The organism is Pseudovibrio sp. W64, from assembly GCF_001623145.1.
Lineage (GTDB): Bacteria > Pseudomonadota > Alphaproteobacteria > Rhizobiales > Stappiaceae > Pseudovibrio.
Map to the genome: position 1 here is coordinate 771,374 of NZ_LMCI01000038.1, position 26,797 is coordinate 798,170.

Annotated in this window: 22 protein-coding genes; 9 read left to right on the forward strand and 13 right to left on the reverse strand. The window is 49.7% G+C overall.

Going from position 1 to position 26,797, the window contains the following annotated elements; all coding sequences use genetic code 11:
* From PsW64_RS20145 to PsW64_RS20160, 4 genes are all read right to left on the reverse strand, one after another.
* The coding region (locus tag PsW64_RS20145; protein WP_153042410.1) for a biotin/lipoyl-binding protein at positions 1-822 on the reverse strand (822 nt) is incomplete at its 3' end.
* Positions 815-2,605, reverse strand: coding sequence for a type I secretion system permease/ATPase (locus PsW64_RS20150; protein WP_063304728.1), 1,791 nt, complete (start codon positions 2,603-2,605; stop codon positions 815-817). The genes PsW64_RS20145 and PsW64_RS20150, both read right to left, overlap by 8 nt.
* Positions 2,606-2,612: 7 nt before the next feature.
* Complete coding sequence (locus PsW64_RS20155; RefSeq protein ID WP_063304729.1) at positions 2,613-7,052, reverse strand: calcium-binding protein; 4,440 nt, start codon at positions 7,050-7,052, stop codon at positions 2,613-2,615.
* A gap of 60 nt (positions 7,053-7,112) precedes the next feature.
* Positions 7,113-8,750, reverse strand: coding sequence for a Hint domain-containing protein (locus PsW64_RS20160; RefSeq protein WP_063304730.1), 1,638 nt, complete (start codon positions 8,748-8,750; stop codon positions 7,113-7,115).
* 991 nt (positions 8,751-9,741) lie between these two features.
* Between PsW64_RS20160 and PsW64_RS20170 the strand changes: the two genes are divergently transcribed.
* The 7 genes from PsW64_RS20170 to PsW64_RS20205 all read left to right on the forward strand — a co-directional run bounded on the left by PsW64_RS20170 (position 9,742) and on the right by PsW64_RS20205 (position 14,787).
* Entirely contained in the window at positions 9,742-10,056 is a 315-nt protein-coding gene (locus PsW64_RS20170; RefSeq protein ID WP_063304732.1) for a hypothetical protein, read from the forward strand.
* A 272-nt stretch (positions 10,057-10,328) separates the two neighbouring features.
* Positions 10,329-10,742 (forward strand): hypothetical protein, encoded by a 414-nt coding sequence (locus tag PsW64_RS20175; RefSeq protein WP_153042400.1) that lies wholly within the window; start codon positions 10,329-10,331, stop codon positions 10,740-10,742.
* Between the two features lie 241 nt (positions 10,743-10,983).
* Entirely contained in the window at positions 10,984-11,817 is an 834-nt protein-coding gene (locus PsW64_RS20180; RefSeq protein ID WP_063304734.1) for a phosphoadenosine phosphosulfate reductase domain-containing protein, read from the forward strand.
* Positions 11,818-11,834: 17 nt separating this feature from the next.
* Positions 11,835-12,110, forward strand: coding sequence for a hypothetical protein (locus PsW64_RS20185; protein ID WP_063304735.1), 276 nt, complete (start codon positions 11,835-11,837; stop codon positions 12,108-12,110).
* Between the two features lie 100 nt (positions 12,111-12,210).
* On the forward strand, positions 12,211-13,296 hold the full coding sequence (locus tag PsW64_RS20190; RefSeq protein WP_063304736.1) for a hypothetical protein: 1,086 nt from the start codon (positions 12,211-12,213) through the stop codon (positions 13,294-13,296).
* A 391-nt stretch (positions 13,297-13,687) separates the two neighbouring features.
* On the forward strand, positions 13,688-14,200 hold the full coding sequence (locus PsW64_RS20200; RefSeq protein WP_063304738.1) for a J domain-containing protein: 513 nt from the start codon (positions 13,688-13,690) through the stop codon (positions 14,198-14,200).
* Positions 14,197-14,787, forward strand: a complete 591-nt coding sequence (locus PsW64_RS20205) for a hypothetical protein (RefSeq protein WP_063304739.1) — start codon at positions 14,197-14,199, stop codon at positions 14,785-14,787. The genes PsW64_RS20200 and PsW64_RS20205 overlap by 4 nt, the downstream gene beginning before the upstream one ends.
* A gap of 108 nt (positions 14,788-14,895) precedes the next feature.
* Here the strand turns inward: PsW64_RS20205 and PsW64_RS20210 are convergent, their stop codons facing one another.
* The gene (locus tag PsW64_RS20210) at positions 14,896-15,690 is read right to left on the reverse strand and encodes a family 16 glycosylhydrolase (RefSeq protein ID WP_063304740.1); all 795 of its coding nucleotides are present in this window, start codon (positions 15,688-15,690) and stop codon (positions 14,896-14,898) included.
* 313 nt (positions 15,691-16,003) lie between these two features.
* On the opposite strand from PsW64_RS20210, the gene PsW64_RS20215 reads away from it, so the two are divergent.
* Entirely contained in the window at positions 16,004-16,393 is a 390-nt protein-coding gene (locus tag PsW64_RS20215; protein WP_063304741.1) for a hypothetical protein, read from the forward strand.
* 89 nt (positions 16,394-16,482) lie between these two features.
* Here PsW64_RS20215 and PsW64_RS20220 read toward each other — a convergent pair whose 3' ends face one another.
* The 7 genes from PsW64_RS20220 to PsW64_RS20250 form a co-directional block, all read right to left on the reverse strand.
* Complete coding sequence (locus PsW64_RS20220) at positions 16,483-16,701, reverse strand: hypothetical protein (protein ID WP_057464026.1); 219 nt, start codon at positions 16,699-16,701, stop codon at positions 16,483-16,485.
* Between the two features lie 692 nt (positions 16,702-17,393).
* Positions 17,394-17,750, reverse strand: coding sequence for a RidA family protein (locus tag PsW64_RS20225; RefSeq protein WP_057462235.1), 357 nt, complete (start codon positions 17,748-17,750; stop codon positions 17,394-17,396).
* A gap of 94 nt (positions 17,751-17,844) precedes the next feature.
* Positions 17,845-18,492, reverse strand: a complete 648-nt coding sequence (locus tag PsW64_RS20230) for a DUF3726 domain-containing protein (RefSeq protein WP_063304742.1) — start codon at positions 18,490-18,492, stop codon at positions 17,845-17,847.
* Complete coding sequence (locus tag PsW64_RS20235; protein ID WP_244277314.1) at positions 18,493-20,187, reverse strand: hypothetical protein; 1,695 nt, start codon at positions 20,185-20,187, stop codon at positions 18,493-18,495.
* Positions 20,188-20,263: 76 nt separating this feature from the next.
* Positions 20,264-21,808 (reverse strand): BCCT family transporter, encoded by a 1,545-nt coding sequence (locus tag PsW64_RS20240; protein ID WP_063304744.1) that lies wholly within the window; start codon positions 21,806-21,808, stop codon positions 20,264-20,266.
* 37 nt (positions 21,809-21,845) lie between these two features.
* A complete protein-coding gene (locus PsW64_RS20245) occupies positions 21,846-22,877 on the reverse strand; it encodes a membrane dipeptidase (protein WP_063304745.1) in 1,032 nt (343 codons plus the stop codon).
* Complete coding sequence (locus PsW64_RS20250; protein ID WP_063304746.1) at positions 22,877-24,328, reverse strand: aldehyde dehydrogenase family protein; 1,452 nt, start codon at positions 24,326-24,328, stop codon at positions 22,877-22,879. The genes PsW64_RS20245 and PsW64_RS20250 overlap by 1 nt, the downstream gene beginning before the upstream one ends.
* 105 nt (positions 24,329-24,433) lie before the next feature.
* Here PsW64_RS20250 and PsW64_RS20255 point away from each other — a divergent pair, with 105 nt between their 5' ends.
* A complete protein-coding gene (locus tag PsW64_RS20255; protein ID WP_063304747.1) occupies positions 24,434-25,315 on the forward strand; it encodes a LysR family transcriptional regulator in 882 nt (293 codons plus the stop codon).
* Between the two features lie 437 nt (positions 25,316-25,752).
* Here the strand turns inward: PsW64_RS20255 and PsW64_RS20260 are convergent, their stop codons facing one another.
* Positions 25,753-26,472, reverse strand: a complete 720-nt coding sequence (locus PsW64_RS20260) for a LuxR family transcriptional regulator (RefSeq protein WP_063304748.1) — start codon at positions 26,470-26,472, stop codon at positions 25,753-25,755.
* Positions 26,473-26,797 lie beyond the last annotated feature (325 nt).

Below are 26,797 nucleotides of genomic sequence, written 5' to 3' on the forward strand. Positions count from 1 at the left end.
TAGCTCGGCAATCTGTGAGCGGATGTTTTGCAGGTCAGACAGAACTTTTTCTAAAAACTCTTCGTCCAGCTGCAAGATCTGCACGCGCTTTTCGCTGATGGCTTCCTTGGTCTGGGCGACCTGAGAGATCAGCCCGCCACGATCACCAACCAGCTCGGCCCGTTCCCGCTTGATGGCGGTGACCTGAGAGGCGTTGATCAGGCGCTTTTCCAAAAGAGAAGCAAAGTCGGCGAGTTGCTGCGTGACAAGATCAATGCTTTCGGCTTTCGCATCGCGCTGCACCTGCAGGCCTTCAATCTGCTGCTCCAGCTGAGCAATCTGCTCGCCAAGCTGCTTCTTGCGGCCTTTGATGCCTTGCTGACGGGCAGCAAAGAGAGCTTGCTCACCATCCAGAGCAGTGGCAGCAATCTTGTCGGTCTTTGCCAGCTCAACCAGATATTCCGGGAAGGTGACCTGAGCGTCATTGCGCCATTCGGCAGAAAGGCGGGCTTCCTGCGCCTGCATCTGATGAAGACGCTTGCGGGTGATGGCCAGATTGGCTTTCACCACCGTTTCATCAAGGCGGAACAGCACATCACCGGCTTTGACCTCATCGCCATCTTTGACCAGGATTTCGCCGACAATGCCGCCTTCCTGATGCTGCACTTTCTTGGCCTGTCCATCGACAGCGATGGAGCCGGAGGTGATCACTGCGCTGTTGATCTTGGCAACGGAGGACCAGCCGCCAAGGCCAAGCACAAGAACGCCCACAAGGACGAGGCCCCAGCGCATGTGTTTCTTACGAGAGGTCTGAATGGTGGAAAGGGTTGTTTGCTCAGGCATGTGGCACCACGCTCAATGGTCCTGTTTTTGCAGCAGCTGGGGCTGGTTGTGCGCCGGGGGCCGGTTTTGCACCGGGTGCTGGCACACCAGCTGGGGCGCTGATTTTTGGCAGGACTTCGTCTTTCGGGCCAAAGGCGGCCTGCTGGCCATCCTTCACAACAAGCAGCAGATCAACAGCTGAGATCGCGCTTGGACGGTGGGCAACGACAATGACAATGCTGCCGGTCTCGCGCATCAGCTTGATAGCGCGGGTCAGGGCTGCTTCGCCTTCTGAATCCAGATTGGAGTTGGGCTCATCGAGCACGATCAGGAACGGGCTGTCATAAAGCGCACGGGCCAGACCCACACGCTGACGCTGTCCGGCAGAAAGCAGTGCCCCGCCTTCACCAACCTGCGTGTCATAGCCATCAGCCAGACTGGTGACCAGCTCATGCACATTGGCAAGCTGGGCGGCTTCTAAAATCTTCTCGTCATCGCGTTCTGGAGCAAAGCGTGAGATGTTTTCGGCAATGGTGCCGTCAAACAGTTCCACATCCTGCGGCAGGTAGCCAACAGCTGTGCCCAGACGATCTTCCGACCACTGGCCCAGCTCAGCGCCATCCAGACGAACGGCACCGCGCAAGATTGGCCAAACGCCGACAAGCGCACGGACCAGACTGGTTTTACCGGATCCGGACGGGCCGATAATGCCCATGCCATCGCCTGCTTTAAGCTCAAAGTTGACGCCAGCCAATGTGACTGCACGAGCGCCCGGAGGCGCTGTTGCGATCTGCTGTACATTGAGGGCCTTGCTTGGCAGTGGCAGTTCGGTTTCTGGCGGGGTCTCATCCAGACCTTCCAGCGATTTTTCCAGACGGGTGCGGGCCTGACGGGCTGCGATGAACACGCGCCACTGGCCAACAGCCTGCTCCACAGGAGACAAAGCACGGGAGGTGATGATGGACGCTGCGATCATAACGCCAGGAGAGACTTCCTGAAGGATCGCAAGCCATGCACCCACGGCCAGAACGGCAGAACCGAGCAGGAAGCGGAAGGCTTTGATAGCAGTGGCGAACAGGGAGGCGCGGTCGCCTGCCTTGGTCTGGGCATCATAAAAGCGGGCGTTGGTTTCATCCCACTTGTTGGTGAGTGTGGAGCTCATGCCAAGGGCGCGCACCACTTCCGCGTTGCGGCGAGCGCCGGAGCGGGTGTTGCTGCGCTGTGCGTTTTGTGAGGCCAGCTCCCTGGAGGGATCGCGGCTCATGAACTCGTTGGCAAGAACGAGAGAGAGGATGATGACTGCGCCAGCCAGTGCCAGCATACCGAGCCAGAAGTGCAGTACGAACACCAGACCCAGATAGATCGGCATCCATGGAATATCAAAGAGCGCGGCTGGACCCTGACCACCCCAGAACTGGCGCATGGTTTCCAGATCGCGGATCGGGTCTACATTCTTGCCGCTGTTGCCCATGCGCAGTGGTACGCGCAGGTTGGCAAGGAACGCGGTGCGCGACAGACGGGCGTCGATTTCCTGAGAAATACGCGAGAGGCCACGGGCACGGATGCCTTCCAGCAGGGCGAAGAACAGATAAAGGATACCGGCGAAGCTGGCGATGATCACCAGTGTTGGCACGCTGTGGCTGGCGAGCACGCGATCATAGATCTGCAGCATGAACATCGGACCCGTCAGCATCAACAGGTTGATGACCAGACTCAAAACCCCAACGCCCGCATACCCGGACCGAGACGCCGCAAACGCCTCGGCGACTATGCGCCGAGGTGATTTATTTGTAGGACTATTCATTTAAAGATCAGACCAGCTGGAAGTCGTCTTGATGCAGATCTGATTTCAGAACGCCTTTGAGGGTCACTGAGTTATCATCATCCAGAGCTATTATTGTATCTGTGCCATCATCACTGGTTGCAGCAAGAATGTCATCATAATCGCTGAAGACGTCACCATCAAAACGAATGATGTCGTCAGATGAAGCTCCTATCTCAAAGTCCATTATCTGATCATGACCAAATGTCGGGTTAGTGAAAAGGAAGGTATCAGATCCTTCTCCCCCAATTAGAACATCACTGTTTGATGTTCCAGACATTATACTGCTGTTCTCAGTCCCTAAGAGCATCACTTTTCCATCGTCTAGCAACTTGATGCCATCAAACTTTGCTCCGTCAGCAAACTCGAAGCGTTCAATATGATCACCTAGATTAGAGACACGCAACTGCCCCTGCTCACCCTCATTATTCCAGCGGAAGTTAAGTGTGACGCCGTTGATATTACCGTAATCCTGCGTGTCAATGATGGTGAAATCTGCAAGGCTCAGGTCAGCAAAGCGGATAATGTCATAGCCATCATTTGCACCTTCACTGCCATGGATCAGAGTGTTGCCACCACCTGTGCCGTAAATATAGGTATCATCCCCGCCATAGCCATATAGATACTGCCAGTTTCCTGCGCCTTGCACGGCACTCAAAGTGTCGTTGCCGCCAGCTCCAAAAACGAAGTCATCATAGTTGGAACCATAAATGATAGTGTCTTCATCACCCGGAAGAGCCAACAACCTGAGACGCCCTTCAGTCCCAAACTCAATACCGCCAAACTCTGATCCGTCCGCAAACTCAAAGCGTTCGATGTGCTTGCCAAGATCCGAAAGATATAACGTTCCTGATTGCCCATCTTTGGTCCAGCTTAACCGCAGGGCTTCGCCGTAAGAAGCATGGTCGTATGTCGTCACTTCGAAATCTGAGAGATTCAAATCTTTAAAGCGAACCGTATCTGTTCCACTTCCAGCCCATTCTCCATCCTGTGTTATCCAGATTTCGCCATCATCTGCACCGATCAGATAGGTATCATCTCCTTCCTGACCACGAAGGTGTTGCCATGATTGATGATAACCACCAGCATCAAGTGTATCGTTGCCCTTACCTGCATCGATGATGTTGCTAACATTTGTGCCGATGATCAAATCGTCTCCATCAGTTCCCGTCAGGCCAATACGCTCATGTGAATGGAGGCTTAGATCTGTAATTACTGTGCCATCAGCAAATTCAAAGCGTTCGATGTAGTCACCCATTTGTGCAACACGGAGTTGGCCTTGTTGACCATCAATGCTCCACTGAAACTTCACTACCAGTCCATTGGAATCGCTATATTGCTGAGTACCAATCTCGAAATCTGAGAGATTTAGATCGATAAAGCGAACAGTATCAAATCCATCATTTTCTCCTTCACTTGAACTGATCAGCGCATTGCCACCACCGATGCCATAAAGATAGGTATCATTACCATTATAACCGAATAAGTGCTGCCAATCACCGGCTCCTTTACCTGGATCAAGGACGTCAGCTCCTGTTGTTCCGTAAAGGAAATCATCATTATCCGACCCTGTGATTTTTACTCCTGCATCTCCAGCCGCTCCATAAAGCTTCAAGCGTCCATCATCACGGACTTCTATCTTTTTAAGAGCAGAGCCATCTGCAAACTCAAAGCGTTCGATTTGAGTATTGTCAGTACTCCAGTTCTTGACGGTAAGGACGTCAGAAATGTCCTCCAGATCTTGATCCGAACTGGATGGATCGATCAGGTAGAACTTCAATCCATCGTTATCGACAACAATCTTCAGGTCGGCAAGGGTGATGCCGTCTTCGAAGCGGAGGGTGTCTGTGCCGGAGGTCTCGATTAGGGTGTCTTTGCCAAAACCTCGGCTGAACACATAGGTGTCGTTGCCGGAGCCGCCTTTAAGCTGGTCGTTGCCAGCACCACCAACCAGGGTGTCGTTTCCTGAGCCAGCGTTTAGCATGTCGTTACCACCAAGGCCCATGATCAGGTCATCAGATGATATTCCTGTAAAGGTGTCATTGCCTTCGCTAAGAAGGGCAAGGCGGCCCTTGATTGATCCATCGGCAAACTCGAAGCGCTCGATGGAACTCTGCCAATCTTTAATACGCAGCACGTTTGAGAGCTCATCCAGAGCTGTTTCCGGATTATCTGAAACAAGCTTATAGACCAACAGGTCTGCGCCATCTTTCACGAACTTCAGATCGGAAAGCGTGATGGTGCCTTCAAAGCGGATGGTGTCCAAGCTACCTGAACTGTCGATAACCACGTCTTTGCCAAAGTTGCCTACAAAGACGTAGGTGTCACTGTCAGCGCCACCTTCAAGTCGATCATCTCCGGTTCCACCGATCAGGGTATCATCACCAGATCCACCTTTGAGAACATCATCGCCTTGGTAGCCTTCAATACGGTCATTGCCACCAGCACCATCAATGATGTCGTGGTTCTCGCCTGCAATGAAGACATTGTCCTTGTCAGTGCCAGTAAGGTTATGGCTCTTGCCGAGGCCAAGTTCAGCTGCGGCCAGCAAGGTTGCGACCCAACCAGAAGCAAATGCGCTATCAGGTTCATTGGCGATCAAAGCATCAATGGCATCTTTGTTGTCTAGATACTTACGGTAATCGTTAGCAATCTGGGCCTGACGCATATACTCCGCAACACCTTCAGTCGTGCGCGGATCAACAGAGGTGTAGATAATCCTGCTTCCAGCCCCATCGCCAAGCTGGGTAACGTCGTCCTTCCAGTTCTCGTGAGCTGCGACCTTAATCAGATCCCCATCTTTGAACTCCAGATTCTGCAGGTTCTGGAAGATGGCGGCCCGTACCATGCCAGCAGTATCCTTGCCATGGATAAGAACACGCTGGCCATCGGTATTGCGGAACAGTTCTGTCTTGAAGTCATCCCAGCCTTCAGGGTTGTCACTGTGATGATACCCAAAGGTGTGATAGGTCCATGAGGTGGCCCAATCAGCGTCACCGCCAATGTCCTCAATCACCGCATGCATGGTATCCTTATAGGCTTCCTCCATGCCATTGACGACACTTTCAATATCGCGGTTGGAATCTTTGTTAAAACCGGTCTGAGATGTGATCTCGTTGTTTTCATCATCAAAACGTTGCTCGCGGTAGTAAGCTGGATGATCGCCAAACCACTTGTCAAACTGATCTGAAAGAGCCCCGCCAAACCAGCGATCAACGGTCTCAAAGATAACCGCTCCACCGACAGTCCCAATAAAGGCGCCGATACCTGGGAGGATTAATGCAGTCAGGAAGGTGCTGACTGCAGTAGTTGCTACGCCCGCGACAGCGCTAGATACTGCGCTGACCACAGCGGTAGATGTAGACCAGGCTGTCGCTGCTGCCGATCCGATTGAGGCAAAGACACTCTCACCAATGGAATCGATCTCAACCACTTCATTGGCAAGAGTATTACCAATAAAGCTACCAGCGGCTTTGACAAAATTAACTGTCTCAAACCCAGCAAAGATCTCATCAACCTCCAGGCCACCTGCCCAAACATCGATATCTGACAGATTTTCGTAGAGCTGCTGTGTGATTGTATTGCCAGCTGTGGTGAAGGCTCCTTCTGCAAACCCTTCCAGACCAATCGCCTCAGAAAGTTCACCCATCAACAACGACGAAAAGTACCCGGTGACCTGGCCTTCCAGATTTAAGACAAGCTCCTGACCAAAATTATCGAGTGTGTAATCTGTCAGGATGTCTTCCAACACGCCAATCGTTGTATCGGTGGAATCTTTAACTACGTACTTGATTGAGCTTTGTATGAACTGGCCGAAGTTCTGCCCAATCGTGCCTAATATGGTTGAGTAACCAATTTTGGCAAAGGCATTATCTCCGGCAATCAGAGCTCCAAACTGGGAGCCAAGTGTGACTCCAACTGCAGAGCCATACTGAACACCACGATCTTCAAACTCGAGCAGCTGAACATCTTTGACTTCATTGGTCTCTTTGTCATACGTGGTGTATGTGTGGATCTTGACGCCTTTGTCGTCATAGACGACAGTTTTGTCTTCTCGGATTGTATCGCTTGCATCATCGAAGCCAGTGCCGGTTAGATGTACGATCCCACCATCGGCTGAGATGTAATCAAGCTCCTGCTTACCAGCATCATTATTAAAATCATGATTAAGATAAGTCGCGCCTTCGGGTAAGTAGTCCAGGATCGAAGTGTTGTGTACCCGAATATCTCCAGCGATGTAGGTATGCGTAGATTCAACTTCGAAATTGTAAGTTGCGTAACGGCTCCCGTCTTCATTTAAATGCGCTTGAAACGAAGCACTATCAGCAGTTACCTGAGTGTCAGGAGAGGATGTCGGGAGACTGTTTAAAACAGCCGAGCAGTCAAAGGCAGGCGCAACAGCATCTGCTGTAATTTTAGTCAGTGTCATAAGATCTATCAAAACATGCGATAGTGCCCGTTATCCGGGCACTCGTTGAAGAAATACAGGTTAATTGAGCTTAGAGCGGAGGCGGAGCGGGATATTGGGCTTACCTCGTGCGATATCTTCAGCGCTCCGTGTGATTATGTGGCGCTCTGATGGTACATCGCCTACAGGCAATGCTGATGGCTTACTTTCCCATTCAGCCGCCCCATAAATCTCCGTCAGGCTCACCTGTGATCGCTGCAGCATATAATCTTCTGGTGCTGGTAGGTTATCACTAAAGATCCAATGAAATGGCAGTGGCGTCTCAGAACCATCCAGCTTGATATAACCACCTTCAGTCAACTCACCATTGGCCGCTTTGATCAGGTCAAGTAAGCAAACATCGCGGCCATCATCCAGAATAAAACGGGATCCAGCACGGATCTGGGCATTCTGTTTAATTGCTACATTACCATCAGCTTGACGGTCACCTGTCACAGCCCAAAGAAGAGCATCTCCTTCGCTCCCAACTTGGCAGCCTGTTCCTGCACGTACTAAACTTCCATCGCTCTTCATCAATGCGCCGTCACTGCGCAAAATATCGATGATTGGCACGTGTTGCCCTTTAAACTGGCCATCTCCGCAATAGGTTACGTGACCCGGTGTAATCATCAGCCCGAAGACATCCAGAATGTGCTTAGATTGTTTGCGGAGTACCTTCGAGACCCGGCTAGCTACTAGCTCACCAGCTGAGTTATAAGACTGTACTTCATCGCCAACAGCGATCTCTTCAATCGGCTTGTTAGTGCCGTTGGCAAGCAGAATCGGAGTACCAGCGAGAAAGCAGGGTTCAACATCAATAAAACCGCCACTGTCATCTGTAAATACTCGCGCTATCTTCTTGAAGCCGTAATCCTTCAGTTCTGCTTGAGAAAAACTATGCCCGTTCGCATCAACAATCTTTGTTTTGAGATTTAGGAGCCATGTGCCGTCCGATTTTCTTCCAACAGCCTGAATTTCTTGGGTTACTGTTAACTCTGAGCCGTTTTGATCTTCGAATGTCCAAGAAATACTTGCTGGGTGACCCGTTTCACTTATATAGGAAATCATCTCGGTGTAAGCGTTACTTTCGAATGGATGCGTCTTTACTTGGCCTCCAAGTTTAATATCAAAAACATCTGCGCTTACAGTGATTGAAGCTTCAATCCCACCCCCAACTTGTAGTCCGGACGAAGTATAAAGTGTTGTTCCCTCAGGTAATAGACGAAGAGCTTCTGTTACACTTCTCAAATCAGACTTATCAAAGTCTCTGACAACGTTTCCTATATGGTCAAATAATCCTAGTCCGGGAGTAGAAACGCCCGCACCAACTGCGACGCCTCCCTCTACAGTTACGGATATGCCAGGAATTATGGCATCCGCATCACCATCACCCAAGTACACAATTCCTAACTCACCAACGTATTCAACAGGTAATCCTGGACCGCCGAGAGTACCCCCAGCTGAGTAAAAGCGACTGATTGAACCATCTGTTTCGTAAACTGAAAGTTTGCCAACCTCAACACCGACTAGGTTGAATATGCTAGCTTCTCCAGCCGTAGCATAAGTCAAGGCAAAATCATTTGGCAAACTAGCTGCGGCAGCTTGGAGAAATGTATCGTCAACAGTATCTCCTAGTTTTACTAGGTTTTTTATTAAGTTTTGAAGGTCGATATCTTGCATTTTTTATTTTCTTAGGGTGAATTCGATAAACTCGATTAGGTACGTATATCCCAACATACTGAAGGGAGTAAGCAAAACGTGCCAAAGCCCAATTTTTGAGAGCTTCACATGAACACCTTTAATCGGGTCACTTTTTTTTCGGAAGAAAGCTGGTATCAATTGAATTAGGTTTAGATTTTTGCAAAGCCCCAGCTCACGGAGTTGGCGAAACTCATCTTGCTTCCTAATTCGATGAAAGGAGTAAATGGCTCCAACAAAAATTGCTATAATGCCAACATAACTTAGGATGTCGAAGAACAAGAGCTCACCTTTCGTTAAGACTTGATTTCCAAGCGGAGTGTTTTAGTCAAAGTACCTTTGCTATCTTGCGACTGGTCTTAACTATTTGCCAGGGAGAGAAAACCAACTCATGGTTGTTATCCGGGAAAAAGCTACTTGATCCTGAGCGACAAATGATCATTTTGTAAGTTATTTATTGGTCTTGAATCATATTTTTGTCTATTAAAACAATTAGTTGAGCTTTTTGGGGAATTTGCTGAAGACATAGTAGCCAGGCACAGTTTCTAAGACTTTTCCACGTCAACTATATTTGCTCTCACTTAAGCTGCTGCGCAATTAGAGCTAACTCATTTACAACAGAAGCTTACCTATCCAGATATGTGGAACTGCCTCGATGTGCTTCACCCATAAAAAAGTCGGGTGGTGTTCGAGGGAGTTCAGTCGTGCCCAGGAAACTCGATAACCTCATTATTGTCGACGACCTTTTCAGGTTTAGATAGCTCTTTCCCAACTGATAAACAGTAATTCAAAGGTTTATTTTAAATTCAAGATATTAATTGGTGTTATATAACAGCATACTAAGTAAAAGGATTTTGCTAGTTATAGATGCTTTCTAAAAAAAGCTGTTCATGTCGATGTATAGCGTTCGAAACAGGGTCATCCATGGGTTTCCGAGATTGCTTGTTCTTAGTTTTGTTCTATATATGTTCTCATGACTCAGAAGGTAACTCAACTCTCCAATGTCGCTTTTGGCGGTGATTGGTCTGAAAATTTGCTGGAGCAGTTTGAGACGACAACCGTGCTCAAAGTGCTGCGCGAAGCCGTGGAAACCTGCCAAGAGGAAGATCCACGAGGACAATCACTCTTGGATGCCATCGAGCACTTAAAATCCTCAATCGACAAAGGAGAGGATCTGGCGAACGGCCTTTTGAAGGCACTGGACAAGGCAGATCCAGTACAGCACCAGAAAGAAGCGCTTCGTTACTTAGAGCTTATCGAGCGGCACTCAGGAGGCCGTTACAGATAACGACAGCCAGACAAACAGCGCTCTTTAATACGGAAAGCCGCTGAGCGGCTTACTTCTTATCTGTTCTCTAAGTCCCCGCTCTGCGTGGTCAAGGCAACCTGCAAGCAGGCATTCCGACCAGCTTCCTTCGCTGCGCTACATGCAGCCGGTTCCCTCCGGTCGCAATGACCTTGACCAAGCAGAACGGCCTCCCTGTGACGAGAAAAGTGAGAGCGAACCTTCCAGAAAGGGAAGGGGAGCTGAACACACAAACTCAAATAGGGATGACCGCCATGGGCTCTACTCCTGTCCAAGAAAAGACAGCCTCTATCACACAGGCCGTGCAATCAATCTTCAAGTCACTTGAAGTGCTTGAGAATGATATTCGCCAAATCGTTTTGCATCACGAACATACAGCACCGCATGATTACCATGAGGGTGAGTTTGTGATTTATGCTGCTCTTTACGTCAACGGCGAAGAAGATCAGCAACCTCGTGTTGAAGGCCTGATTGCACATGCATCCAGGACGCCGAAACAACTCACCTACAAGTTCATCAGTGAAGAGAACAATCCTTGGCCTCGTGAGTGTCCAATCTCGGTTTTGGACTTCCTGACGCCGACCAGGCACCCATGGGCCATTGCTTGGCGTGAGGAATGCCGGAACTTTCAGCTTAATCGAGAACCTTTCAAACGCATGGCGAGCTAGGGAGATCCCCCATGAAATACCTTTCTGTATTTGCCTTCTTTCTTCTTGTCGCCTGCAGCTCAACCCATCAACCGGCCACGCCGCTCGATTTGGAGGGGATGGTCACAAAGCCACCATTGAATCAAATGTGTGGGGAAGGGGAGTTCACTCTCGAAGGATCTCGCATCATCTGAGTCTCCGGATCGCGATCAGCTGAGCAAGCTGGTCGAGGATCTGCAGCATACACCGCGGAGTGAGTTCAATGGATGCATTCAAACTGCCTGAAGGCAATGTGCAAATTGCCCTCTCTGGTGGGCGTACCAGTGCCTACATGCTCTACCAGATCTTGAGAGCGAACGGAGATCTACCCGAGCGAGTAAAGGTGCTGTTTCAGAACACCGGCAGAGAAATGCCCGAAACACTGGACTTTGTGAAGGAGATCGGAGCGCGCTGGAGCGTCGATGTCATCTGGTTGGAGTATCAGCCTGCAGAGCCTTTGTTTCGTGCTGTAGATTACGCTTCTGCTTCTCGTGAAGGGGAGCCGTTTGAGGCATTGATCGCAACGCGGGCTTACTTGCTCAATCAGCGGGCGCGGTACTGCACAGCTGAGCTGAAGGAGCGCACTGCAACCCGCTATCTCAAAACCCTTGGCTGGAAGAAATGGAGTTCAGCAGTTGGGATACGCGCCGATGAACCGCACCGGATCGGCAAGCCCCGCAAAGAGCGTTGGACCCAATGGACCCCGCTTGCCACCGCAAATGTATCCAGGAAGGACGTTGCGGCTTTCTGGAAGGGGCGGAACTTCGACCTTCAGCTCCCGAATGTTGGAGGGAACTGCTGGCTTGGGAACTGTGACGGGTGCTTCCTGAAATCGGAAGCCAACACTGCAGCGCTTACAAGAGATTATCCGCAGCGTGCCAGTTGGTGGGAGCAGATGGAAGCTTCAAAGCAAGGGCAGACCACCAGCAAAGAAGCTGCACAGTTTTCCGAGCGCTATTCGCGTGCGGATCTGAGAGAGTATTTGTCCCGTCAGGGCGATTGGATTTTCGGCAATGAAGCCAGCTTTTGCCAAGCTTCAGCCGGTGAGTGTTTCTAGGAAGAAAGATTGATCAAATGACATACTTTGAACTTTCAATGTTACTTGCCATCGAAACAGTGGTTGCAGCTGCTTTGATCTCATTTATCGCAGGCTACCGGCTTGGAGTAGCCATGCGCTACACACCGCAAGCCATCGCTCTGGCGTTTGTAGGACTGCTGGCCTTCCTACAGCTCTTCTACTGGGATGAAACCATCTTCGTGTGCATTGTGATTGTGTCTGCTGTTCTGCAAGTCGAAGGGGTGGTGGTTGCCGCAAAGATTAAGGTTTTGAAGATTGAACGTGATACATAGGCCACTGGTAGAAATAGCTAGACTAAATCAATTGACGAGTACAGCATACAAGTAAGCGCTTTGCGCTTACCTAGAGGATATTGCTCGGAAAGGGTCGGTTATGATTTGTAGATTTTTGATTTTTGCTTCTCTTACAGTATTACCTATGGAATTAGTCGCTCAAGAAACTTCACACTGTAATGCGCTTTTACAGCACGGGATTAATAATATTACGCGCTATCAAAGCGCTGAGCACGCAATTGCTTATAAATACCATCAAAATTGCGGATCAGACTTTGATAGTATGAGTGACAGCAGAGTTCGTGCTGCTGCTGTTAGTGTTTTTGGTTATGGGTCTGGGCAGGCTAGTGGGAACAGTTCACAGATGCGAACTGCTTTGAGGAAATGGTGTGACACTAATCAGGATTTTGCGGCTTCTCGAACACAGCTTTTCCAAGAGGCTAGTACTCTAAACTCATCAGCACTAACAGCGTGGAATCAGTGCCAAGATATCGCCAAAAAGGCGGTGAACATCAGTTTCCAGGCTTTGGGTGATCATTCAAATTATGTTCACATAGAAGTTGATAGTACTTTGGATGCCAATTTGGTGTTCTTCGGTGTTGATACGGACGGATATACCTGTGAGACAAAGTTAGTGGATCCAGCGGGTAACGTCACAACGAATGCGGTTAATCAACGGATCGGAAACTCAAATATTCAGATTGATTGCCAACGGGATGCGCCAGTTACTACTGAAGAAAATGGAGTTGGGAAAATTGAGTTTAAGCAAGGGTACATAGTCGTAAATACGAGTGGCTCAGCTCTGCCAATCGCATTTGAGCAAGTCGTTGACACATACTATGTTACTCCTCCGGGTGCGATCATGGCATTCAATCAAGCATATTGCCCTGAAGGTTGGACACCCTTCAAGGAAGGGGCTGGGCGCTTTATTGTTGGGGCTTCCGATGAGATTTCGTTCGCATCGCAGGGTGGGCGAGCCGATATACCAGATGAGGCAGCACATAATCACACTGGACGTACGAATGGTATGGATGACTTGGGCCAACCGCATCCACATGGACATGATCGTCACAGTGATAACAATCGAAACCACAATCACGCATTCTCGACCTCAACTGTTGCAGCGCATAATCATGGAGGAGATAATATGCCGCCATATGTCGCAATGACATTGTGTCAGCGCTGATTTTCTCTTCATAAACTGAAGTGCTTGACCATCGGTTTAGTTGATAGCTTCCGGCTTGCTCACGGCGGGTGTTACCGCCATATGTCAGCCGGAAGCCAGTTGTCGTTCTTATCTGAGGAGCCGCTGCTAGGGGCTTCGCCCCATCGCTGGCGCAAGGACTAAAGCCGCTTTGCGGTCTCCAGGCCGGTCTCCCCATCCTTCCTTAGCTTTGCTTGTGCCGGCAGACCGGTACCGCAAATCTGCGTGCAGGACTCGACCTGCAGCTGCAGGTCGGCTTTCGCGCACACGCGCTCAGGTGGGTGATACCCCTCCGGCCTTCCGATCCTTGCACCGCTCCCCCCGCTGTCTTCGACAAGAAGAAAGAAACGGACCTCAAGCGGGAGCAAAACACATGATTATCTCAGACGCCCTTTCAATCCTCGGCTTGTCTTCAGGTGCCAGCCAGGACGAAATCAAAGCGGCCTACAAAGCAGCGGCCAAGAAATACCATCCAGATCTAAACCCAGACGCCAGCGCTGCAGGCGGTGAGATGATGAAACTCGTAAACGCTGCTTATGATGCTCTAAAAAATGCCGACAGCACCGAAACTGAAGAGGCCACAAACAGCAACTATGGGGAAGAACTCAACGCGGCATTGAACGCGATTATCAATCTGGATGGTTTGGAGATTGAAATTTGCGGTTCGTGGATCTGGGTGAGCGGTAACACCAAGCAACACAAAGACGCCCTGAAAGCAGCCGGTTTCAAATATGCATCCAAAAAGAAAAAGTGGAACTACCGCCCTGCAGCTTGGCGTTCTAGCAGCCGTGGCCGGTATTCAATGGACCAGATCCGCGAACGTCACGGCAGCGTTCGCCCATCCAAAGCGCATTTTGGTTATGCGTCTCTTGAGGCTGCAGCGTGACCCTTTCTGATACAGTAATGCCAGTTGCAAAGCTGCTTTTCGAGGGAGAGGGTAAGATCCTCTCCCAAGATCACCTCGTCACCGTTGAATCTCAGGTGGGAGCTTTGGTTATCAGGTTTTTTTCAAGCAAAAGACGGATAGTTGTAAAGGCCAGCTTGCGTCAGGATTTGGGAGATTGCCACTATTGGCGAGACTTGAAACCGCATGCCACGCCTGATGAGAATGTTGAGTTGCGGCGAACCTTTGCGCCAGGACGATTTACGACACAAACTCAGCAAGTCCTTACTCAAATCAACCGCGATATCGTCACGCCTGCACTACCCCGAGCCTATAAAGCTTTGGCCGAAGTCGCAGAGCACGAGCGAAAAAAACGGAAGATTGCAGAGACAATAAACCGAGCTGCGCCCATGGAGGCTGAAGTCAACATGTTTGGCAGATACAAGCTGACAGAAGCCATTCGCAAGTTTGATCCTCAAGCCAGTGGGTCGATTGAGGTCAGAGCAGACAGCGAATATTGCGAAGTCGAGATCCGGAGCTTGTCACTTCATAAAATGGAAAAGCTTGTCGCGTTTCTCAATGAGGATTGAAAAGAGAAGGCGAGGGGAGCCCTCGCCATCTTGTGACCTGTGAAACGACTTGAGCTAGTGGCCGGTGCTCAGCGGGATCTGCGAGATCCCACATCGCACTCACTCCGTTCATAAGGTGACGTATGAAACAGATGCAGAAGCAACCTGAAATGTCCAACTCTGTCCAGGCGCGTTTGAAGGCTGCAAATCGGCGTCATAGGCCCAGGTCCATCCTGTTGCACTTGGAGCCCAGAAGTTAAGAGTGAGGCTCATGTCGGACTGAGGAGCCTGTGAGGATTTTCGAACGGTAACTCCGTTGACAAGCCATTGGATGCCAGTTGATGACCAGATGATATGCAGATCAATAGGATTGCCGAACACTTGATGAATGGTGTTTTGTACAGCTGTGCCTCGGCTGCTGTCGAGGAAAACATTTGTGTTGATCTGCGGCTTTGGTTCGTTCCAGTACTTTGAGATCAGCTCAAAGTCTATTTCATCTCTCTGATCTTTATCCTGATTGAGGAGGTTATAGGCAAACAAGGCGGCAACAGCACCTTTGGGCATCAAGGTAGGGCATATGACTCTCGCGTGAAAGGCGACCTTCGCGTAGCGGCTCAGTCCCCATTTTTTGATTGTATTGATCTGAGCGCCGAGCAGGCTAGTGTGGTTCGGGTCAAGTGGGTTGTATGTGCTAAGCCTTAACTGAGCGCGGCCATTTTCGACAGGTGTGCAGCCAACTGAGCCTTTGAAGTCAGTTGGGTTACGCAGTGCCGTGCGTCCCAGAAAAGACGGGTTGTAACCAGAATGCCAGATAGGGCTTGTCCAGACAGACCGATCCACGTCCGGACCATCGGTAAAAGCAAAATTCTTCGTGATCCAAAGTCCTGGCTCAATGGTTTCAAGTAAATTACTTTTGGCATCCATAGTCTCATCCTCGGCATATCTGCTTGATTGATAAGATATCGTAGCGCGGGGTTATGACTGCTGCATCGGATCTTATTAGGTAGAGTTACGACCACGTAAAGCAGCACGGTTAGCCAAGAACTAAGTCCCCGCTCAATTTGCTCAAGGCAACCTGCAAGCAGGCAGTGCGACCAGCTTCCTGCGCTGCGCTCCGTGCAGCCGGTCCCCTTCGGTCGCCCTGACCTTGATCAAACTGACCGGCTCCAAATGACAAGGAAAGTGAAAGCGGGCCTCACATTGAGGCTGCTCACTTATCAGGTCAGGAGAGCCGGACATGAGTGCAAAGATCTTAACTTTTCCAACCAAACAGAACACGATGAGCCGCAGGGATGTAATCTCATTTTCTGAAGCGCTGGATGCTGCATGGGATGCTTCGTTGGAGGCCACAAGTGTTTTTGTCGAAGAAAACGGCGACTATTTTTCTAAAGGCGGGGCTTATGTTGTGTTTGATGACCTCAATGCTCCATTTGTGCGCCTTTTGAAGGTCAAAGGAGTAGGAGAAGCTATGATCTCCGGAGGGTGGAAGGTGTCACTTCTTCTAGGCCTGCCTTATAAGTCCAGCTGCGCTTATGAGGCAGGCTGTAACGCCTTTGTTGAAGAGTTAAAACTTCATAATATTTTGGCGCGTGTGGTTGCTTATGATGACCATGATGAGGCGACTTGAATGAGGGGCTTGTCTCCCTTCTCCGTCATGAGCAAGATGCGTGAGAGCTAATGAGCAGAGACACCTAGTTTAGTCTGTGCTGGCGGCAATCAATCTGAATAACAGATGTAGACAAACGCGCCATTTCCAAACGCTTCGAAACGTCCGCCGAATGGGCCTATAACGTGTTTTTCTACAGTCTCTTTTGTCATCCGTGGCGGATAGGTGCCCTTGATCTTCATACCCTTATGAACGGGGCCAAGGATCTCGAAAGACGGCTTTCGTGGATCATCTGTTGGGGCATTGCTAAGAGATGGTTTGTCGGACATTTAAGCGCTGCTCTCATGAGTTGGATACTGGTAAGCAGAATAGATTGTACCACCACATGTGACGGAATAAAGTAGTTCGGAATGATTGAGGCGTTTGGAGTAAAAGGGTTTATAATCTCAGCTAAGAGCTAAGCTCATGACATTACTTGTTTTATCAAGGTGCTAAGCAAAAATTTGCATTCATCGGTCCAATGTAAACTTCACTAACCCTTGCTGATAAAACGTTACTGATATGCCCAGATTAGACGCTTTAGGTTTCATTGTCACAAACGTAGTCGGGAACATATAGCTTCCAATCCTTCGCTATTGCAGCACGTAGCAGCTGACCATTAGCCGCCATTCGCGTTATCTCAGGGTAACCAAGGGCATAGCGAAATTTCAACTCTAAGTCGCTTTGAACAAATGCTCCGTTCATGTCTCACAAAACGGACCGTTGCTTACTAAAAGGGTGAGGTGCTTACCTTCAATGGTAACTGAGATCTGATAGCAGTGGCAGCATTACGTCGGGCTCATATCCATTAAACCAAATTTCACCATCAACATTTTGCTATTTTGAATATGTGACACCCACTTACGCAATGTAGAACTCATCTTTTAGTTGATGATGGCAAATCTACAAGGTGCACATAATAAGCCTATTGATATAATTGATCAGTAGGCCTGACTGTCTACTGATCAACCTTGCAAGTCAGTTAAAGCGCTGCGAGCACCAGAACCTCGATTTTGTAGTGAGGTTTTGCCATGCGGGCTTCGACGCAAACTCGTGTTGGGGCTGCGTTGAGATCAGCGACCCACTCATCCCAGACGTTATTCATCCCATCATATTCACGCATGTCTGCCAGCCAGATCTGGACGGAAAATACGTTTTCACGAGTTGTCCCTGCCTCAGCAAGCAAACTGTCAACTTTTGCGAAAACGTCTTTTGACTGTTCGGTGATGTCACCCTCAACCAGCTGAGACACCTGACCTGCCAAGTGAACGACATCATTGTGAATTGCTATGGCAGAAAAGCGCTTTGAACCGCCTAGTTTTTTGAGTTCTGAGCTCATTTTTACTCCAGTTTTCATCAGTCGGCGTGTTCATGCAAACACCTGACCTCTTGCATCGGTTTTCTTAATCTTGAGATTGAAGAGCGGCTGCTGATCAGTCGTTGTCTGTCAGGCCAGCACCAGCGCCACGCAGGCGGGATGCTTCTGTCGCCGGGGCGAAAGTTCGCTGTGCAAATACCCCAAGCCGGGCCCAACATGCATCCCCAACAACCGCTCGATGGATAGGTTTGCTTTGCGAGAGCATTTGTGCCGGAGCAGAGCATTCAACCCGTTTGGCATGGGAGGAGAAAATCGCTTCAGAGTTGCCCTGAACGCAGAGTTCCTTGCCATTGGTGACCATGCGCGTGCCTTCCCATTCCACAGCAACTGGCTGGCCAAGACGCAAGGCTGCACCAGATGCGAAAGGGACAACCAGCAACGGGTAGTCAACTTCCAGCATTGTTATGATGTTGCCCAGCTCCATCTTGATCGCACAATCGCTCATCGCGGCGCCCGCAATGAGCGGGCTTAGCCTGCCTGCCGGAGCACGCCAAATGCCCTGAAGTGCCACCGGTGATAGGTCAACTGCTGGTAATCTGTCGTTCAGCTCTAAGAGTGAGACAAGCAAGTCTGGCCCAGGAAACCCAAAAGACGCAAGCCAGCGCGTTCCTTTGGCAGCCTCCTCACATAAGCCCCATGGCAACCCTGCACCACGAGAAGCACGCTTGCACATCGCTTCGATTTCATTGAGAGAATAACTCATCTAGTTGCCCCTGCTCAGTGCTGGATAGACCCAGAAATCATCAGATTGTAACGCCAACTCCTCCGGATAAGGCGCGTTTGCATACATGTTGATGCGTACCCAACGATCAGAGCGCGGATCGAATTGCACTGCACCGAAAAAGGCAAGTTTACATCTCAGCATATCGATCGGCAGAACATCGCTTGCAATCGTATTGTCGCGGATTTCAGCATAGGGCGCCTGATTGACAATCTGAGCGCGGCGAACGATGTGCCGGTATTCAGGATGCCTCAACAGAAACTGAGCGATGTTTTTGTCTTCTGGCCAGTGGCCCAGAGCATGATAAAGCGCAGCTGCATCTCGCCCGGGCGCTAAAGGCTGCTCATATTCTTCAATCGGCTCTTCAAAGCGTTCACCCAGACGCGGCTCCAGCTTTTCTTCAGAGACGTACCAAGCCTTTGCTCTATTCTGCTGATCGCTCCAATCAATCTCCAGAGCCCAGCCATAAACACGTTCAAGAACCCCTCGCAGATCACCGAGTGTCATTGCACCGGCTATGCGGAATGTTGGCGTATTGTCAGCGGCCATGGTGTTTGCCAGATCATCCACAAGGGCGCCATAGGGTTCCAACATCAATGAAGTCAGACACTCCTGCCCTTCAAGAGTCAGTTCTGTTTCTGCCCAGGCATTTAGCTGGTTCCAGGGATGGTCACTGGTTTCAGAGAGTGTTCCAGCTTGCTGCTGCAGTACTACGAGATCACGCTTGAGCCCTTCAATCTTTTCAGACTGGACCTGATGGTCTGTTGTCCAGGACGTCGTCAATAAAATGCTGCGTTCCAGCAACTCACGAAAGAGTTCAATCTCTTGTTCACTTGCCTGAGGGAGTGCACGTACGCGCGCAGCAGCTTGTTCCCTCGCGGCAATCCAATTGTTAAACAGCACAGGGTGATTGAGCAGAAACGGTGCCATTCCCAGCCCGGTCGAGTTCCCGATGCCCATAGAACGAGCGATAGCAGGATCCAACTTTATAGCTTTGCTTCCCCCCTTCATCCGCGCCATATGCTCGACAAGGTCGCGTACAAACGCGCGCGTCAGAAAGACGGAAAGCATCTCCACCTGGAACGGACTTTGGAACTCAGGACGGTCCGCGATCATTTCGCGATCAGCCGCCCCAAACTTGCCTGACCCATACACAGCAGTGGTGCGCATGAGATATCCGACGGCTTCGATCTTCTCTAGATCCGGCTGCTCTCCCTCTGCCAGAGCCGCCACGATGTGCTCCCACAAACGCGTTGAGCGGTTAGCGCGTGACAGCGACAGCTCAGTCTCACAAATGCGCCCAGCCTCTTGCAAAGGTACGTTGCGAGAAAGACGTTCAATATCCTCAGAGGTCGGAATACCGTCAAAAAGAGCGAACGTTGCATCCCAGGCATCCGCGATCACGCGATCTGATCGTTTCCCAGCTGGCAGGTCATGCGAGAAGGCAACCAGAGAGTAGGTTCGATCCAGACCATGAGCGGAATAGACAGCATGCCCGACACCGTTTTCATCAATATCAAAGACAGGTCGGTCAAATCGCCAATTCTCATTCTGCATGCGTCTTAAAAGAATACGCATGAAGGACAGGCGCGATTGATGGATTGAACCGAGCCGGCTTAACTTCATCACCTTATCAGGTGAACGCAGCTGGGTTGCATCGGCTTCACAAACACTCATAATCATCTCATCCTCTGGACAATCCGAAGCTTAAATTGCCCGAGCCATATAGGATATATGTACTCGGGCAACATGCTTAGCTGTCTCTTCCTTTCGCTATTGTGATGCGCAAAGCATCCCAAAGTGACGGAATGAGTAGCAAGGATACTGGTACCGCTGTGATGACGATAAAGCTCTGCAACTTTGAAACGCCGCCAGACCCGACAGAAATCAGGATTATTGCCATCATGCCCATTGCAATGCCCCAGAACACACGGACTGCCATAGATGGTGTACCGCTCTTGGACATAGTGACAGAGATGACGTAGGTCATTGAGTCGCCCGTTGTGGCCACGAAAATCGTTGTCAAAACCAAGAAGAGAAGAGAGACAAAGAAGCCAAGCGGAAGCTGCTGTGTGATCGCCAGAAGTGCAGCTGGAAGATTGAAGCCTTCAAAAGCAGTCGCAATGGAGCCAGCCTGCTGAAGTTCAAATGCAATCCCTGAACCGCCAACAATAGTGAACCAGAAGTTTGTGACAATTGGCGCAACAATGGACAGCATGATCACAATAGAGCGAATGGATCTGCCACGAGAGACACGCGCGATGAACATCGCCATCAACGGCCCATATCCCATAAACCAGCCCCAGAAGAACACAGTCCACCAACCAAGCCAGCCCGGTTCTCCGAAGACACCAGCTTCACCGCGATAGAGCGCCATGCCGAAGAAGTTGCCAAGGTATGTTGCAAAACCTGAAAAGAAGCTGTTGAAGATGAAGGCTGTAGGACCCGCAAGCAAAACGAAGAGCAGCAAACCGGCAGCCAGAATGACATTCAGGCGGCTCAGAAGCTGGATACCTCTGGAAAGACCCGAGATGGCTGAAATCGTATAGAGCGCGACCAGGCCAGCAATCACAACAGCTTGTGTTGTAAACCCATCTGGAATGCCAAACAGATCACTCAGACCGTAACTGACTTGCAACCCTAGGAAGCCAATCGGACCCACGGTTCCAGCAACCACAGCAATGATACTTGACGCATCTGCTATAAGACCAATTGGACCGTTGATCGCTTTGTCGCCAAAAACTGGGTAAAGCAAGGTCCGCGGTGCGAGTGGCAATCCTTTTTCATAGTGATAATGCATCAGCATGACGGTACTCAAAGAGCCAAGGATCGCCCAGGCCAAAAAGCCCCAATGCATAAAGCTTTGTGCCATGGCTGCATCCACGGCAGCATCCGTACCGGCTTCTGCGCCAAACAGTGGAGGCGATGACAGGAAGTGCGCCATTGGCTCACCTGCAGCCCAGAAGACACCGCCACCTGCCAGCAGGGTGCACATGATCATTGCGCCCCACTGGAAGACCGTAAACTCTGGCTTTGCCAGGTTGCCCATAATTGCCTTGCCGCCCGGCAATACACAAAGGATCAAGCCCAATAGAAACGTCGACAGAAGCAGCACCTGCCAAAACAAGCCGAAGTATGTTGCAGAAATATTGAAGCCCCAATCAACAAATGCAGATAATACATCGAGATTGATAAGTGCGACTAAGCAGAAGAGCACGATAAAGCCACCTGTAATCGCAAGCAGCGGCATATTGGTATCGTTAGCGTCCTCTACAGATTGCTTGGTAATGTCCGTCATGTTTCCCTCCCTGGTGACGGCAATGCAGCATGTTCAGTTAAGCTGAACAGTTCTTCTTCAACTCCGATGGGGATGAGTTAAGCAGCCTCTTTTCGGCTGGCGCTGCGTGAAAACTGCTTTCATAAAAGCAGTACCAATTTCGGCCCATGATCCCTGCAGTTTCCTCCTCATTGAAACCGACAGTTCGCAAACCTCTTTCAAGGTTGCCAAAATCTTTGTTGCTCTCGAACCATGTAGGCATTGGCGGGAAGCCCGGTGCGCTCGCCGATCCCTCACCGTAATCCGTCTCTTTTGTCCAACGCCCCATACGCATCCATTCCACGATGCTATCTGGCTGGTCCTGACAAAGGTCAGAGCCTATGCCTAAATGCTGTGCACCAAACTTCTCTGCAGTCCGCGCAATCATCGTGCAGAAGCTTTCAAGCGTGCACGCTGATTTGTCTTTGAGGTGATGTGGATAAAGCGAGAAGCCCAGCATTCCGCCATTTTCTACGACAGCCCGAATGACTTCATCTTTTTTGTTGCGCAGTGCAGGTGCCCAATCAAACGGATTGGCATGCGTGATTGCGATTGGTCTTTCAGAATAGTCCGCAGCCTCAATCGTCGACCGATCAGCAGAATGGCTCATATCCACAACAAGCCCGACCCGGTTCATCTCCCTGACAACCTGTTTGCCCATCCGCGTAAGACCGGTATCTTCAGCTTCATAACAACCTGTGGCAAGCAACGACTGGTTGTTGTATGTCAGTTGCATGAACCTTGCACCAAGGCGGTGTACGATCTCGACGAGGCCGATATCATCTTCAATCGGGCTTGGGTTCTGGAACCCAAAGAGGATTGCAGTTCGATTGGTTTCGCGTGCAACATCGATATCAGCAGCGACATATGCGGGCATAATGAGATCGGAATATTGCTCAAACCAACGGTTCCATTGTTCAAAGTTGAGGACCGTCTCGCGAAAGTTCTCATGATACGCGATCGTTACATGAACAGCGTCTAATCCCCCCGCCCGCATTTGCCGAAAGATTTTCTCAGACCAGTTGGCATATTGAAGATTGTCGATCCACATCACACAGGAACTCCGGATGAGATGTAGGAGGTTTTGACGATGGTGTAGAAGTCCTTCGCGTGAGAACCCTGCTCACGTGGGCCATATGAACTGTCTCCACGACCACCAAATGGAACGTGATAATCGGTGCCAGCTGTCGGCAGATTAACCATCACACACCCAGTACGCGCGTTTCTGCGGAAATGGGTTGCCCTTGCGAGGTTTTGCGTCACGATGCCTGATGTCAGTCCGAAATTGGTGTCATTGACGGTCGCGAGCGCTTCATCATAACTGCCAACCTTAATGACTGCCGCCAATGGAGCAAACATCTCTTCACGGTTGATTTTCATGGAACTGGTCGAGTTCAGGAAGACACCGGGCGACATATAGAAACCCTGCGTCGGCATCTCCAGACGTTGCCCACCACATGCGAGCTCTGCACCTTCGGATTTACCAAGCTCCACATAGGCCAGATTTTCGTTGAGCTGCTGCTCAGAGACAACCGGACCAATCTGAGTACCCGCCCGCAATGCATGACCAACCTTCATGGCTTTTGTGCCAGCAATGAGCTTCTCAACAAACGCGTCATGAATGGCTTCGTGGACAACCAGACGGGAAGACGCTGTACACTTCTGACCAGTTCCGCCAAACGCACCACCGATTGCTAAAGTTGCAGCCAGATCAAGGTCAGCATCATCCATAACAGCAAGAGCGTTTTTGGAGCCCATTTCCATCTGAACACGTGTGAAATTCTGAACAGCTGCTGATGCTATGCCGCGACCAACCGGAACAGAGCCCGTAAAGGAAATCGCATCAACTTTCGAGCTCTCAACCAAACGCTGACCAATGTTACGACCAGAGCCCATGACCAGTGAGAAGAGGCCTTTGGGTATGTCTTGCCGCTCAATAATCTCTGCCAGAGCGACAGCAGAAGCAGGCGTCAAATTTGCCGGTTTCCAGACAACAGCATTTCCAAATGCAAGCGCTGGAGCAATCTTCCAGGAAGCCGTTGCTGTTGGGAAGTTCCACGGAGAGATGATCGCAACAACGCCAACAGCTTCCCGGCGGACATCAACCTCGATACCATCCCGCACTGAATCTGCGTTTTCACCGATCTGACGCAGTGTTTCAGCGGCATAGTAGGTAAAGAACTGGCCCGCACGGTAGACTTCGCCCTTACCCTCCGCGAAAGGTTTACCTTCTTCACGAGAAAGCAGAGTGCCAAGTCCCTCGGCACGCGCCATCATCTCAGTTCCAATCGCATTCAGCACGTTGTATTTACGCTCAATGCCATAAGCAGCCCATTCCGCCTGAGCAATGCGTGCCTGGTCCAAGGTCGCTTCCAGCTGATCAGCGGATGCCTGCGCAAATAGACCAACAAGATCACTCAGATCCGATGGGTTCCGGTTCTCAACTTCGCTTGTGCCAGCGGTCCAATTTCCTGCAATGAGATTCAGTTTTGTGTCGACCATGTGATCTGCTGCCTATTCGCCTGTAGAATTACTGAGCAGACTATGGACACATGATACAATTTCAGTCAAAATCAAACTTCTGTAACTTGTTTCAGGAAAATTGAAATGCAGATCAAGATTGAGATGCTTCGTTGCTTCGTCGCTGTTGCACGAACCGGCAACCTTAGTGATGCAGCCGAGGTTCTTGGGCGCACACCTTCAGCACTCTCCATGATGCTAAAACAACTGGAAGAGAATCTGGGACAATCATTGTTTGAGACTGATCGTAAGAACCGGCTCTCAGCGCTTGGATCTTTCGTTCTGGAGCAGGCAGAGTGGGAACTTTATCAATTTGACGGCATGGTTCAGGACATTGTGAACTTCGCAAAAGCAAAAAGCGGAAAAGTGCGGTTGGCCGCCGTTCCATCTGTTGCAAACACAATCATGCCGGAAGTCATTGCACGGTTCCTTTCTATGCGCCCTGATGTTCACATCGAACTCCGCGACATGGATTCTGCTTCCATCCTACGCGAGCTAGCAAAAGACCGTATTGATCTGGGCATTGCCTCCACACAGGGCCACGCCACTTCATTTCACACTCAAACTCTCTTCTCTGACCGCTTTGGTATTCTGTGTCACAAATCCAGCAGTTTGCTTCTAAAAGATCAAGACTTGAGTTGGGAAGACTTGAAAGGGGAACGCTTGATTGCAAACAATCTGTCTCAGTCGATTCAGGTTTCAGCTTGTCAGAGGCTACACGCTGAATCTGGTCTAAAAGTCCATAACATAACATCATTGATAGCAATGATCCGTAATAAGGTCGGCATTACTATTCTACCTGAGACAAGTGCTCAGATACTCAACACAGACGAGATCAGTTTTGTTCCGCTTCCAGGAGCAGGCCTCCAACGAGAAATTGAACTTATCAGAAAATCAGAAACACCTGCTTCCCCAGCAGCAGGAGAGCTGGAGCGGACAATTCTGACATTCATTCAAGATAGAAAGTAAGTTCTTTCAAAATACGAAAGAAACAACAGTGCCTTCTATGCAGGCAGCCTCAACTCTTGATGGAAACACTTGAATGGCAGGTAATGGCCCACGATGCTGGCAACAGCCTCTCACTTACCTCAGTTCACGCAGTGCAGTGAATGGAAGTAAAGTCTGATGGGCTCAACTAATCGCTGCAATACATTCGGCAAACTTCTCAGCTACAAGAGGGACGTCGATCTGGAGGCAAAACTCAACCAGTGGGAGTGATTTTACAACCTTCACCGGCCGCTTACGAAGCACTCAGAGAAAAGTTTACAGTCAACGCCTTAATCGCCTCGTGAGTAGCTGCACCTTACCGATCGGTTGAATTGCGACAATCGGGATGCCATAAAAGTGCAAACAGCAGGAAGCGCGGTGCGAACCCTGCCGAGAGCATAAGTAAGTGTCGTTTAGACTTATTGAATAAGGCCGTACCGAAAACCCTCAGCTACCGCGTGTGTTCTATTCGAAGCATGCAGCTTTCTGGCAGCCGAAGCCAGATACCAGTCCGCAGTATGCTGAGAAATATTTAGGATCTGACTGATCTCCCAACTTGTCTTGCCTGCAGCTGCCCACTTCAGACACTCAAGTTCACGAGGAGTAATGCGATGACGAGGACGACTGATGTTTGAACCAGCTAGTTCACGCACTTTATTACTTGTATAAATGCCAACCAGATGAAGAACACTGATTTCGCGTTCATTCAGTCGAACTTCTGGTCCACCAAAAATCAGCATGCCTTGATAGTTCTGAAGGCCACGCACTGGCACACACACTCCGTCATACATTCCGTAATCGCGTGCTTCTGACAGAACTTGCTGTGCAGCTGCAGAAAGATTGCTATCACGGGCAACGCTGGACCAAAGAAATGGGCGACTAGCAGTACGCGCTTTCGCGACAATCGGATCATTTTGTATGTAATTACGATCGAGATAACGTTGTTGCCATTCAGGCCGCCAGCCACTCAACATAATAGACCCATCAAAGGATGTGTTAGCTTCGGGGATCGCGGCAAGACAAAAACTTGTAAAGCCAAAAGACTGACCAAGTTCAGCAAGACGCTTAGAAACAAGATCAGGTGTCTCTTCATTATTAACAGATTCAATAAATTCTAGTGCAGCAGTCAATGAGTTCATTTTATACGCCCCTACATATAATGCCTCCAACAATCTTACCTTACGAAATATTCACCTGATTTATAAGGTGAAGCTATTACCCATCATCTAAAAGAGGCTAACTATTTTCATAACAATAAATAAATGTATTCAATATTACTTCGTTCCCAATAGAAATATGCCCATAGATATTAGTACTGTTAAATTGCACTATGTTTTATTTGAATAGGTCTCATTTAAAAATTTCAGATTTCAAATTATAAATAGATTTTTATTAGGAAAATACATTGAAAAGAGCGCGTTAACACTTGGTTAGTGTTTTCTTACTGATACGGTTCCGCATTTA

Coding starts and splice junctions, on each gene's coding strand:
- PsW64_RS20230 (WP_063304742.1), bottom strand. CDS start 18,492: ATGAGTTATTCTCTCAATGAAATCGAAGCGATGTGCAAGCGTGCTTCT.
- PsW64_RS20190 (WP_063304736.1), top strand. CDS start 12,211: ATGATTTGTAGATTTTTGATTTTTGCTTCTCTTACAGTATTACCTATG.
- PsW64_RS20225 (WP_057462235.1), bottom strand. CDS start 17,750: ATGAGCTCAGAACTCAAAAAACTAGGCGGTTCAAAGCGCTTTTCTGCC.
- PsW64_RS20250 (WP_063304746.1), bottom strand. CDS start 24,328: ATGGTCGACACAAAACTGAATCTCATTGCAGGAAATTGGACCGCTGGC.
- PsW64_RS20255 (WP_063304747.1), top strand. CDS start 24,434: ATGCAGATCAAGATTGAGATGCTTCGTTGCTTCGTCGCTGTTGCACGA.
- PsW64_RS20220 (WP_057464026.1), bottom strand. CDS start 16,701: ATGTCCGACAAACCATCTCTTAGCAATGCCCCAACAGATGATCCACGA.
- PsW64_RS20200 (WP_063304738.1), top strand. CDS start 13,688: ATGATTATCTCAGACGCCCTTTCAATCCTCGGCTTGTCTTCAGGTGCC.
- PsW64_RS20215 (WP_063304741.1), top strand. CDS start 16,004: ATGAGTGCAAAGATCTTAACTTTTCCAACCAAACAGAACACGATGAGC.
- PsW64_RS20160 (WP_063304730.1), bottom strand. CDS start 8,750: ATGCAAGATATCGACCTTCAAAACTTAATAAAAAACCTAGTAAAACTA.
- PsW64_RS20155 (WP_063304729.1), bottom strand. CDS start 7,052: ATGACACTGACTAAAATTACAGCAGATGCTGTTGCGCCTGCCTTTGAC.
- PsW64_RS20180 (WP_063304734.1), top strand. CDS start 10,984: ATGGATGCATTCAAACTGCCTGAAGGCAATGTGCAAATTGCCCTCTCT.
- PsW64_RS20210 (WP_063304740.1), bottom strand. CDS start 15,690: ATGGATGCCAAAAGTAATTTACTTGAAACCATTGAGCCAGGACTTTGG.
- PsW64_RS20235 (WP_244277314.1), bottom strand. CDS start 20,187: ATGAGTGTTTGTGAAGCCGATGCAACCCAGCTGCGTTCACCTGATAAG.
- PsW64_RS20245 (WP_063304745.1), bottom strand. CDS start 22,877: ATGTGGATCGACAATCTTCAATATGCCAACTGGTCTGAGAAAATCTTT.
- PsW64_RS20170 (WP_063304732.1), top strand. CDS start 9,742: ATGACTCAGAAGGTAACTCAACTCTCCAATGTCGCTTTTGGCGGTGAT.
- PsW64_RS20150 (WP_063304728.1), bottom strand. CDS start 2,605: ATGAATAGTCCTACAAATAAATCACCTCGGCGCATAGTCGCCGAGGCG.
- PsW64_RS20260 (WP_063304748.1), bottom strand. CDS start 26,472: ATGAACTCATTGACTGCTGCACTAGAATTTATTGAATCTGTTAATAAT.
- PsW64_RS20185 (WP_063304735.1), top strand. CDS start 11,835: ATGACATACTTTGAACTTTCAATGTTACTTGCCATCGAAACAGTGGTT.
- PsW64_RS20175 (WP_153042400.1), top strand. CDS start 10,329: ATGGGCTCTACTCCTGTCCAAGAAAAGACAGCCTCTATCACACAGGCC.
- PsW64_RS20240 (WP_063304744.1), bottom strand. CDS start 21,808: ATGACGGACATTACCAAGCAATCTGTAGAGGACGCTAACGATACCAAT.